8 protein-coding genes are annotated in these 11,461 nt (G+C 66.7%); 1 reads left to right on the top strand and 7 read right to left on the bottom strand.

Going from position 1 to position 11,461, the window contains the following annotated elements:
• Positions 1-267: 267 nt before the first annotated feature.
• The 5 genes from J2X68_RS37790 to J2X68_RS37770 all read right to left on the bottom strand — a co-directional run bounded on the left by J2X68_RS37790 (position 268) and on the right by J2X68_RS37770 (position 6,238).
• Complete coding sequence (locus J2X68_RS37790; RefSeq protein WP_310437140.1) at positions 268-1,308, bottom strand: hypothetical protein; 1,041 nt, start codon at positions 1,306-1,308, stop codon at positions 268-270.
• Positions 1,309-1,480: 172 nt separating this feature from the next.
• Positions 1,481-2,470 carry a hypothetical protein gene (locus tag J2X68_RS37785; RefSeq protein WP_310437139.1) on the bottom strand — a complete coding sequence of 330 codons (990 nt, stop codon included), beginning with the start codon at positions 2,468-2,470 and terminating at the stop codon, positions 1,481-1,483.
• Between the two features lie 265 nt (positions 2,471-2,735).
• On the bottom strand, positions 2,736-3,494 hold the full coding sequence (locus tag J2X68_RS37780; protein WP_310437138.1) for a peptidoglycan DD-metalloendopeptidase family protein: 759 nt from the start codon (positions 3,492-3,494) through the stop codon (positions 2,736-2,738).
• Positions 3,495-3,783: 289 nt separating this feature from the next.
• Positions 3,784-4,032: a hypothetical protein gene (locus J2X68_RS37775; protein ID WP_310437137.1), complete on the bottom strand. Its 249-nt coding sequence runs from the start codon at positions 4,030-4,032 to the stop codon at positions 3,784-3,786.
• Positions 4,033-6,025: 1,993 nt separating this feature from the next.
• Positions 6,026-6,238, bottom strand: coding sequence for a hypothetical protein (locus J2X68_RS37770; RefSeq protein ID WP_310437136.1), 213 nt, complete (start codon positions 6,236-6,238; stop codon positions 6,026-6,028).
• Between the two features lie 175 nt (positions 6,239-6,413).
• Here J2X68_RS37770 and J2X68_RS37765 point away from each other — a divergent pair, with 175 nt between their 5' ends.
• Positions 6,414-6,611, top strand: a complete 198-nt coding sequence (locus J2X68_RS37765; RefSeq protein WP_307160958.1) for a hypothetical protein — start codon at positions 6,414-6,416, stop codon at positions 6,609-6,611.
• Between the two features lie 1,186 nt (positions 6,612-7,797).
• On the opposite strand, the gene J2X68_RS37760 is transcribed toward J2X68_RS37765, so the two are convergent.
• The gene (locus tag J2X68_RS37760; protein ID WP_310437135.1) at positions 7,798-10,719 is read right to left on the bottom strand and encodes a BTAD domain-containing putative transcriptional regulator; all 2,922 of its coding nucleotides are present in this window, start codon (positions 10,717-10,719) and stop codon (positions 7,798-7,800) included.
• A 268-nt stretch (positions 10,720-10,987) separates the two neighbouring features.
• Positions 10,988-11,377, bottom strand: a complete 390-nt coding sequence (locus J2X68_RS37755; protein WP_310437134.1) for a DUF6009 family protein — start codon at positions 11,375-11,377, stop codon at positions 10,988-10,990.
• Positions 11,378-11,461 lie beyond the last annotated feature (84 nt).

The raw sequence follows: 11,461 nt of genomic DNA, 5'->3' as shown, positions 1-11,461 counted from the left end.
ACGGTCACCATCCCCATGGGGACTCGTGACCGCAGGGGTGGGGAATTACGCCGACACGAAACCTCGGTTCGTGGGGAAATTCTTGGTCGCCGACAGCCGCCCCCAGGTACGTCGGATCCTGCTGGCCAAGGGGGTGCACCGGCGGCGCACAGACGTCATCCGTACATGTTTCGAACCCCCACCACGCCCCCCCTTGCTACCACTCCTGGAACAGACGATGCGGGATTCGCGAAGCACGGCAACGGCCCCTATATCCGGGAAGCGTGCTCAGCCCGTGCCCGTGTCAGCCCCTACGGCGGTGAATAGCTCCCGTGCCTCGGAACCGAGTCGGGGCCCGGCGAGCCACTGCGCTTCGCTTGGTCCAACCGAGGTGTTGCTGACGAGTACCAATGTGCCGTCCTGTCGGGCCATGAACCAGCCGCCTCCGGAAGCTCCACCGTTCATCGTGCAGCCGATCCGGTAGAGAGTGGGGTCTTTCGTGTCGATGGACAGCCTGCCGGGCCGGTCCTGGCAGGAGAACAGCAGATTGCCGTCGAACGGTGCCTCCGCCGGGTACCCCCAGATCTTGAGGGTGGGGATCGCGGTGATGGCTGGCGCGTCGAACGCCACCGGGATCGCATACCCGATGGCCGCCTCCAATGACGCGGTGGGATCGCCCGAGCGGCGGACGTGCAGGACGGCGAAGTCATGGGCCGCGCCCGCGCCACCGACCTCCTCGCCCTCCCGCGCCCAGCCGGGGGAGACGGCCGCCCTGTCGGCCCACCAGACGCCCAGCGGGGAGATCTGGCGCGTGTCGGTGTCCGCGCTGCTCACGCCGGGCAGCGCCTCGTTGTTGTAGGACGGCACGAAAACGATGTTGCGGTAGAAGGAACCGGTCCGGCCGGTGTGCACGCAGTGGCCCGCAGTCCATACCAAGCTTGAGGCACCGGGGTCTGCGGGATCTGTGACGGCGGTACCGGAGCAGACCCGGCGGCCTTCGGGGGTGTCGAAAAAAACCTTTCCCAGGACGGCCGCATTCTCGACATAGGGTGCCTGTTCGGGCTGTGCCACGACGGGCTTCGGCTCGGGGTCGGAGACGCGCGAGTCGATTTGTGTGCCGTCCTGCATCGCCATGTCGTAGGGGACGGCCTCGGCCATGTCCGACGACGACCAGGTCTTGGGCTCGGTGAACTGGCGCACTGTTTGCTGGTCTTGGGATGGCGGACTCTGGCAGCCTGTGACCGTGAACAGCAGTGAGGCCGTCACCCACAGGAGCATTCCGAACGGTTTTCCCCTCCGGCCGCTGCGGCCCTTCATCTCATTACCCATCGCGTGCCGCCGCCCCTTCCTGTGCTGTGAAGCCGTCCGTCATGAACCGGTGAATCGCCGTCTCTCTGCCGGCTCATCCGCGCGCGGCCACCTCTGCCGAAAGGGAGAGCGTCGCGGCAGAGGTGGCCTGATGCGCGGGCGGTGCCGGCAGAGAACGGGGGTCGCCGAGTGGTCACTGAGTGCCGGTGGCGAACTCCCCGATGAAGACCGAGCGGGTCTTGTTGTCGAAGTTCTGCGCGGCGAGGTTCGCGGAGACACCACTCTCCAGGAGGAGAGACTTCCCGGTGCAGTCGGGGCCGTCCCACAACTTGATCGGCTTGCCGACCGACTGGTCGTCGTCCGGGCTGATCGAGGAGATGGCGCCGCCCAGAGAGGTGTTCTTGCAACCCCGGCCGGAGACGGTGCCGACCGCGCTCTCGGAGTCGTTGGGGTCGTCGGCGAACTTGTAGAGTCCGTCCTGGGAGCGTGCGACCAACTTGGTGCCCTTTGTCTCGCCTCCGGCGGAGCCGTTTCCGCCCGTGGCGCCGCCGTTGCCGGACTCCTCGATCTCGGGCTCGGCCACTTCGCCACCGTCCTCGCCGGACCGCTTGCCGTCAGGGGTCACACCGAACCAGGTGCCGCCGACGCCCTGGCCGTTGGTGTCACCGGGCTGCAGATCCTTGCTGAACAGGTACAGCGGCGCCTTGCCGAGGGTGAGCTGAAAGCCCTTGCTTCGCCTGATAAAGCCGACGTCCGACTTCTTGATGCCGTCGATGAAGACCTTGCCGCCCGGCTTCACGAGATACGGCGGCCAGGTCTGTTCGCACGCGTCGAAGCAGTTGGACTTGCCTGGCGTGTCCTTGTCGAACCGGTAGAGAACGAAACCGGCAGCGTTCGTCACCACGGGATCCAGATCTCCAGCCGAGGCGGCCGACAGCTGAACCCAGTTGCGAATGACCGGACTCGACTGCTTCTTGGCAGGGGCCGCGTTGGCGGCGAAGTCGCCGGTGCTCAGATCAGCCTTGTTCTGCTTGGCCGTACCGTCCTTGAAGTTGACCTCGTCCGCGGCGACCGACGTCTCCGAATTCTTCGCGGCCTGCTCGTCCCCACCACCGCAAGCGGTAAGGAGAAGAGTCCCGGCCATCAAGGTCGCCGCGACGGTGGCAATACGGGTGCGATACATGGGAGAACCCCCGAAAAATGGTGGCATTGACGTTCTGGTCTTTTCAGATCGGCTGGCACACCCGACACGGCTGCCACGGCGTGTGGGGTTCTAAAAAGGAGCGCACGTTATCCAACTGTGACAAATGGAGGAATGAGACCGCTCCTGGCAGCGCCAGCGGCGGACAAGCCCGGTCGCCGCGTGCTCCGCCGGCAAGGGGTGCGGGAAGGTGGGAAAGCACGCGGTGACGGGGCGCGGGGTGGAGTTGCGGGACGGACCCGGGCGGTCAGAGGCGCACCCCGTGGTCGGCCAGATAGGCGACCGGGTCGATGTCCGAGCCGAAGACCGGTTCGGTCCGTACCTCGAAGTGCAGATGAGGGCCGGTCACATTGCCGGTGGCTCCGGACAGCCCGATCTGCTGCGCTGCCGACACGGTCGCCCCCTGCCGGACGTCCAGGCGGGAGAGATGCGCGTACAGGCTGTACTCGTGTTCGGCGTGCCGGATCAGAATGTAGTGGCCATAGCTGGCGTCGGTGGCCGACATCAGCACCATTCCGGGCAGCACGCTCACGACAGGCGTGCCGACCTGGACCGCCAGATCGACCCCGGTGTGATGACCCGTTGACCAGTTCCCTGCCTGGGCGTACGTCGAGGTGATCACGTATCCCCGGACCGGAGCGGTGGCCGCGCCGGCCGTCCGGCCCTCCTCCGAACCCGCGCCCTGGCGCTGCTCGGCGCTCGGCGACTGCTCGGACACCTCCGGAACCTCTCCGCCCGGTTCCTCCTCCGGCGGCGCCGCGACCGAGTCGGAGTTCGCGTTGGACCCGGAGTCCGAGTCGGACCCGGCGTTCGCGTTCGCGTTCGCGTCCTCGTCCTCGTCCTCGGGCAGCTCCGGTGCGACGATCACTCCGCCATCGGGCTGCTCCTCAGCAGCCGGCGGCATCACGCTCGCGGTCGGAAACGCGGGGAAGGTGGTGACGGTCAACGGCGCCGGGGTGTCCCCGGCGACGTCCCGCTCATTGCCCGAGAAGGCGAACGCTGCCACCGATCCGACGGCGAAAAGAAGACCGACGGCAAGGATTATCCGAGCCTTCCTGTCGAGACCGGCAAGGAGCGAGGAGCGCGCGACGCCAGGTATGCGGGGACCGCTTCGAAGGGGAGGAGTCCGTGCGGTGCGCGGGAGACGGAAGCGCAGGCGAAAGCGTGAGCGTTCCGGTGCCCCGAAATCTGCATCCGGATCAAAATCCGGGTCCCTACCATCGTCTCGGTCGGGTGAAAGTTCGGGCTTGACGGGCTGCCTGAAATACTCCACAGAAAACTCCGGAAGTTGCGGCTTAGTTCGGATACTGCGGTGCGACGTCGCCGCTCGTCTCGGGCTGCCAATAGGAGAACCTTTCTTCGATCCTGCCATCCGGGGCTCCACACCCGCGTCCGTCCGGGTTCACACGCGACGAACAGGCCCGCGAGGGCATTTTGAGGGCCGCCTGTTCAATTTCCGCCGCGCGCGCTTCCGTTTGGGTGTATATCATCGTCACTTCCTCTAGTTTATGGAATTCACACACGAAGCCCATCTGGTAAATCATCGAAGGCTTCATATCTCGTGGTGGATGGCTGTCCGACGGTTCAGTGAATGCCTCTCAGAGATTCCGCGAATGCGGGTGGAAGCACCGAAGCCAACGCCGTCGGGCCCCCGAGGGGCCCTGGCCTGGATCGCCAGAACGTGCTCTGGACAGGCCACCGGCCAACGTGCGCGACAACCAAGCAGCACGGCGTCCGCCCCTGCGTCTTCGGCCTTGCGAGGCAGGCTCACCAGGCGACCTCGCGGCGCACCGGCCTTCACGGCAGTCCCCATGCCCTCGCCGCCCGTGGCCTTGAGGGATCACCCGCCCTCTCGCTCACCGCTCTCACCTCTCCCAACAGCCGTCCCACGCGGCTCGCCCGACCGGATCCGGCACACTCCCGTGACTGAGGGGTGGGGCAAGCGATCTGCTCGTTCGTGCTCGGCAACGGCTCCGACCGCCGCGCAGTTCAATTTCCATCGATCGGGATCCAGGAGTGAACTGCCGACGAGCTTTCGCCGCAGGTGACCGCCGCAGGGAGCGCACGGAGCCGAACCACCCTCCTGCGCAACCTTCGACACCCCAGCACTACGGCCGATCGTCGCGGGGGGCACAGAAGCCAGGAATCCGGCACCCCATCTGTCGCGGATGGGATGCCGTGCCGTGCATCGACACAGGTGCTCGGGAGCGTCGCCTACCGCCTGGCTGCCCACTCGGCTCCACGGAAGCGAATCTCTTCCCGATCGCCCGGATCTGACCGCTAGAGTCGCATAAATGGTTAAAAAGCTTGATGAAGTGACCCCTGAACCCTTAGGCCAATGCGCACGTCGTAGAGAGCGAATGCAGCACTAAAAAATCAGAGTGAGACAGGACGCGACAATATGCCTTACAAGAACGCAGACCAAACCGCTGCAATCAAAAATTACTACCACGGCAGGCCGGAGCGGCATGGGAAATGCCCAGAGCCGGGATATCCGATTTACCAATGGTTTATTTCTTTGCGTAATGAGAATGGATGGATGAATGAGTCAGAAGCCAGCGAGGCCAGGAAATACAGGCTGGGTACATTCCTCCTTCCTCATTCAAACATAGCGGGGCGGTACACCCTTAGTCGACTTACCCCAAGTTATTTCGAGGAGGCAGCCCAGCAGTCACCCGCCCCTTCTCACACACCCCCCGAGATCTCCGCTGTTGCGGCGTCCAAGCCAGTTCCAACTGGACCGGAACGCGGCACGGGCATTCTGCTGCCCGTTTTCGATTGGGGAGGTGTTGCTCGCGCGCAGTCAAGTGCGCCGCAGAAGCGCCGATGAACCAGCCGTGCCGTTTTAGTAGGGCGCGGCGATGCACTCGGTGCAGTGCCGCATCAAGCAACGTTCGCCTGTTCAGTCGTCAACGGATAGCGACCCCGTGCATGGTTGGCCTGGCTCGTCCCCGAGTGACTCGTTGAACGGGGCATGCCGAGGACTGGGCGGGTGAATGGTCGTGGCGAAGTGCCGTAGACCGTGAAGCGTTTTCAGGGCGGCACCCGTGCTCTACCCGGACTCGGGGGACGGCTCGGCCCTCGCCCATGTCCTCCGGCGCGTCGATCGGGGGACGAGGCTTACATCCACAACGCAGAGGGCTCCTGAACTGTCGAGAGAGGCGTTCCACGTCTCAACTCATCAGCGCAGGAGCTTCGTTGGCTCCCTATCCCGCAGCTCGTACTCCCGCCGCTCGTAGGCGGCCAGCGGGAAGGTTTCGCGTACCTGACGGCCGCGGGTGAGGCGCGCGTGCATGCGAGCGAGATCCCCGCAACCACCTGGACTTGCTCGGACTGGCAGCCATCGTGATTCGGACGCGGTCGGCGGACCGTTGGCGCACCGCATCTCCGCCCCCGTACCTCACCGGCCGGGTCGCCGGAAGGTGTGCTGGGACTACGTATGCGCAGATGCGTGCTGTGCTCTCGGCACTCGGCATTTCCGTAGGCATCGCCACGATGATCCTCGTCACTGGCGTACCGGCCCCCAGCCAGCAGGCACTACTGCACCAGGTGACCGCGCTGGGCATCGACCGGCTCAAGGCCCAGCCCCTGGTCCCCCAGGGTCAGGAACAGATCAAGTTGCCGCCGCAGGCCGCCGAGATGGCCGCCCGCATCGGGCCCGTCACGGCCACCGGCGCAGTCGCCGACACCCACCAGTCCGTGCGCCTCACCGATCCCGCCGACGCGCTCGCGGCCAAACGCGCCATCCAAAGCGCCTCTTCGACGCTGTTCCTGTCGCTGGCCGGCATCGCGCTCGCAGGGGGCGGGATGGGTGTGGCCACACCATGTACATTTCGGTCCTCGAGGGGCGCCGTGAGGTCGGCCTGCGGCGGAGCCTGGGCGCCGGCCGCGGACAATCCGGGGGCAGTTCCTCACCGAGTCGGAGGTGTTGTCGCTGCTGGGCGCGTCCGGAGGCGCCGTCGTCGGGGCGCTGTGCACCGCGGGTTACGCCGTGCTGCGGGACTGGCCAGTCGTCATCCCTCTCGACACGCTCAGCCTGGGCGTCATCGCCTCCTTCGCGGTCGGCGTGCCGGCGGGGATCAACTCGGAATGCACAGTGAAGGCTTTCGGGTCCCATTCCTGAGCTTGCTGTGCCGCGAGGTGGCGGTCACCCCGTGCGACCGTCAGGGCGCGTGGTCCTGCCGTGGCCCTGCGGATGTGACCGACACCACAGGAGGCTCCAGTCAGCCAGGGGCAGGCGGACGGCTGCGTCGGTGTCCTTGGCGACCCGGTCGGTCAGGATGATGTCCGCGTCCTTGTCCCTGGTGTTCGCAGCAAGGACAACCACCGCGCTGACCAGCCCAGACTGCCTCCGAGAGGCAGGTGTGCGGCGTACGCTCGAGGGTCTCCGTTGTATATCAAATTCAAAACCGACGCCCGGGCGATATTGCGGTAACACAGCAGATCTTGCTCCAGGCTCGGCGATTCAGGATGAATCGCCATTCTCGCGAACTTCACAGCCTCTGCAGCCACACTATCTACAGTAGCAGCCATAACTTGCCCCTAAACGATACCGGAGGAATTCTCTGGTGGACCAGATGATTCTTCATCCGGTCCATCACGGGTTAATAGCTACTTCGCGCTGACGATAAAAAGAGTTCACCGGGCCGCGTTCGAGGGCCGGCGGGGACAGTCAGACGTCGACACAACCCCAGAACCGTGGCCACTCCTACACTGAGCTTGACGGGACCACCTCCAACGCCTCAACCGAACGACATCTTCCTGACGAGTTCGTGCAAGGTAGGCGGTGGGCCTCGAAAGTCGCGGCGGGGACCGGCGTTCACACAGGTCGTACTGATGTCAGGGCCGCCGTTGTTGACGGGACGGCAGGCCGACGACGCCCTGGACAGTGTTGCTCATGTGCTCGCGGCGCCTGGGGTGGCGGGCCGGGGCCCGCCACCTCTTCAGGTGAGCGATGCGGTGTCCGGCCCGGATGCGGCCCGAGGCGTGCGCCCTGCGCTAGCGTTTGTGAACCTCTTCCTACCAGTCCGGGGCGTTCCTCTTTACCTTGCGGTGTGGTGGTGTGATCACCCGGCCGCCGGTCTGCGCGTCCAGGCCCGAGTCCGGCCGCAGTCTCCTGATGCGGCATCACACAGCGCGGTCCCCAGCGATTTCCTCCGGGACGGACCGACGGCCGCCCAGGTCCTCTTCGGCCGGTGCCTCCCGAAACAGCTCGTGTCCATGTCCTGGAAGACTGTGCGAGCGGGGGCAGCGTAAGGCTGATCCGACCGGCGCTTCAGCGCCACTCGCGGTACGGGTGCGAAGGCAGGCTACGAACCGGTGAGATCCGCGCCCGTGTCTGGAGGCTCATTCGGCTCGTCGAGCCGGCGCCATCGGTCGCGGAGGGGCCCGGCAAGTTGCTCGGCGTCGGCGTCGCCGAGCTCGTTCATGGCGTCCAGTGCCTCGCTCCACGCGGCGCGGGCCGCCTCGGGGTGGGCGGCGCTGAGGTGGGTGTCCCCTAGGTGCATGAGAGTGATGGCTCTGAGTCTGGGAGCATCGAGCTGCCGGTAGAGGGCGAGGGCGTTGCCGTAGGCGGCTACGGCTTCGTCGTACTGTCCCAGATGGTGGAGAGCGTGGCCGATGCTGTCCCAGGTATCCGCCGTGCCGGCGTCGTGGCCGAGTTCTTGTTGCAGTGCCAGTGCCTGCCGGCAGTAGTCGAGGGCTTGTTGGTGCTGCCCGAGGAGGGTGTGGCACCAGCCGACCGCGTTGAGCGCGGTAGCTATGGCCCGCTGGCCGCGGCGGTCGTCGCCAGAGCCGCTGTCACAGGCCCGGAAAAGCATGAGGGACTGCTGAACGGCGCCGAGCGCGGCTTCCGGATGGCCCTGGCGAACCCGTACCCAGGCCAGGTTGTAATAGCTGTCTGCGTAGGCTCTCATGTCGCCTGATTGTGTGAACAGTTCGACGGCCCGCTCGGCATGAATGCGTGCGTCGTCGAAGCGGCCCAGGTTCCCCGTGGCAAGGGTGAGACCGTTGTGCACATGGGCCTGGGCGGTCCGGTCGCCCAGCCGACACGCCGCATCCATGGCGGCACGGTGTACAGCTTCTTGCTCGCGCCATAGGCCTCGGAGGTGCAGGTAATGGCCGATGGCCCAGGCGAGTTGCCACGTGTGGGTGTCGTATCGGCGGTTGGCGGCCTCTTCACGGACTGCCAGCAACACCGCCTGCTCGGCGGCGAACCAGGCCGTCGCCTTGCCTGTGTCTCCGGTGAGCTTTTCGGGCTGCACCCCCTCGGCTGCGGACGCCAGGGAGATCAGTGCACGTGAGGTCGTCAGTGCGGCGGCCTCGTGGGCGGTGTGGAGGTAGTGGTCGAACATCCTCAGTCGGGCAGCTTGCACTTGCTGGGGTGCTTCGACGGTCTCGATCAGCTCGGTGGCGTAGGCGCGCAGCAGGTCGTGCGAGACGTAGCGGCCGGGGACGGCCTCGTCCACGAGGTGGGCCTGGGTGAGTTCTCCGAGCAGCTGCCGGGTGCGGGGGACGGTGAGGCCCGCCAGGCTGGTGGCGGCGGGCAGCGTGATGTCGGGGCCCGGGTGCAGCGCGAGCAGCCGGAAGAGGCGGGCGGCGTCGGGGGTAAGGGTGTGGTAGGACCAGGAGAAGACGGCACGCACGTCGGCCGCGGTGTCGCCGCCGTTGAATGCGTCCAGGCTGTCGGCGCTGTTGCGCAGTTCGTCCGCGATCGATGTCAGGGAGATAGCCGGCCGGGTTGCGGCGCGGGCCGCAGTGATGGCCAGAGCCAGCGGCAGCCGGGCACACTGGGCGATGATCTCGTGGACCGCTTCCGGTTCGGCTGTCACGCGCTGCTGCCCGAGGCGGCGGGCGAGCAGTTCGCGGGCCTCCGACGGGGAGAGCACGTCGAGGTTCAAGGCGTAGGCGCCATCGACAGCGACCAGACCGGCAAGCCGGTTGCGGCTGGTGACGATGACCAGACAGCCGGGCGCACCGGGCAGCAGCGGCCGCACCTGGGCGGCATCGCGGGCGTTGTCCAGCAGCAGAAGTACGCGCTTGCCGGCGAGCTGGGTGCGATACCGGACCGCGAGCGTGTGGATGTCCTGCGTCATCCCTTTGGTCTCCGTGCCGAGCGACTCCAGCAGTGTCCGCAGGGCGTGCTGGGGCAGGACCGGAAGCCCGATCGGGTCGAAGCCTCGCAGATTCAGGTACAGCTGACCATCGGGGAAGCGGTCGGCGACCTGCCGCGCCCAGTGCACCGCGAAGGTGGTCTTGCCGACGCCCGCCATGCCCGCGATGGCGCTGATCACGACGGCACCGGCTGCAGGCAGTCGGGCTACCTCGGCCAGTTCCGCTTCCCTGCCGACGAAGGCCGCCAGATCGGCGGGGAGTTGGGCTGGGACAGCTGGAGCCTGCGCAGGAGCCGGGGCGGGCTCGGCGGGGGCGGGCTCAGCGGGGGCGGGCTCAGCGGGGGCGGACGGAGCCAGCAGCCCGGCGTCGGCTCGCAGGACCCGCTGGTACATCGTCTGCAGTTCCGGACCGGGATCGACCCCCAGCTCATCCGCGAGCAGCATCTGTGCCTCGCGGTAGACGGCAAGAGCCGCCGCCTGCCGCCCTGACCGGTACAGGGCAAGCATCAGCAGTTCTCTGAGCCGCTCATCCAGCGGGTCCTCGGCAACCAGCCCGGCCAGCTCTCCAGTTACGTGCGCGTGGGCGCCCAGGTCGAGTTCGGCCGTAAAGCGGGCCACCTGCGCGGACCGGCGCAGCTCCCCCAGCCGCTGCCGCTGGCTCTGCGCGTACGCACCCCGGATGCCAGCCAGTGCTGCCCCCTGCCACAGGCCAAGGGCATCACGCAGGTGCGTCAGCACGCCCTTGGTGTCCCCGGCGCTGCGTGCCCGCTCAGCCTGAACCAGCCGTTCCTGGAAGATGCCCAGATCCAGCTCATCCGGCGTCACACGAAGCTGATAGCCGTCACCGGCGGAGCGGATTACGGGCGACGAGGCGTTCCCGCCGGACTCGAGTGACTTCCTCAACCGGTGGACATAACCTCGCACAATCGTGGACGCCGAGGCCGGTGCCGCGGTCCCCCACACCGCATTGATTAACCGCACCGCCGACACCTGCGCACCGTCCGCCAGCAGCAGCACGGCCAGTACCGCCCGCTGCTGAGGCGGCCCGAGTTCGACCTCGGCTTCACCACGCCACGCCCTGACCGGCCCCAGAACCGAGAACCGCAACCGCTTTTCCACCGGCCTCCTCCTCAGTGAACTTGCAGCCAAGGCGACAATGAGGGCCACTGACCGGGTTGGCCGCGCGGACGGCTTCCAGAGTCTAACGGCGGGGTCTGTCTAACGACGCTGTCATCGGAGTGCTGGGTATGGTGGGAGCTGCCGGCCGCCGAGGTGGCAGGGCGCGAGGCGGTTGGGAACGAACGCCCGCCGACCCCAGCCGACATCGGCTACCGCCGGTAAGGCATCACATGGTGCTTCGGCCCTCACCAGGCGACACGCACCGTGCTCAAGATCCCGCGGGCACCGAATCCGGAGTGCCTTGTGAACGAGCGGTCTTCCGTCCGACCTGCCCTGCCCCCACAGTCCTGGGGTCGACTGCTTCAAGGGGGGATCCCACGTTGTACGGGCAATCAGGGTCACCAGGGCGGTTGGGCCGGTCGTGGGGCAGCAGATAGAAGATGCGCCGGGCAAACAGGCCACTGTCGATACGCCGAGGCGCCTCGGGTTCGAGGTTGCTGTAGCCGATCAGCCGGCCGTCACGCTCGTAACGGGGCTTTCCCCTGCGTGTGTTGACCTTGTCGAGAGCCTGCCGGACGTAGTCGAGGCGCATGGGGTCTTCGAGCCAGACGATCTCGGTCTCCTGGGCGAGATCGCCTTTCTGCGGCATCGCGCTCATCGGGTCTCCTGTATGCCGCCGGCCTCGCCGGGACCGGTCATTGCGTTGGCTGGCTTGCCGCACCTCGACCGGTGGGGGGCGAAG

Origin of the sequence: Streptomyces sp. 3330 (assembly GCF_031456635.1) — a bacterium.
Lineage (GTDB): Bacteria > Actinomycetota > Actinomycetes > Streptomycetales > Streptomycetaceae > Streptomyces.
This window is presented reverse-complemented; position numbering and strand designations above follow the sequence as displayed.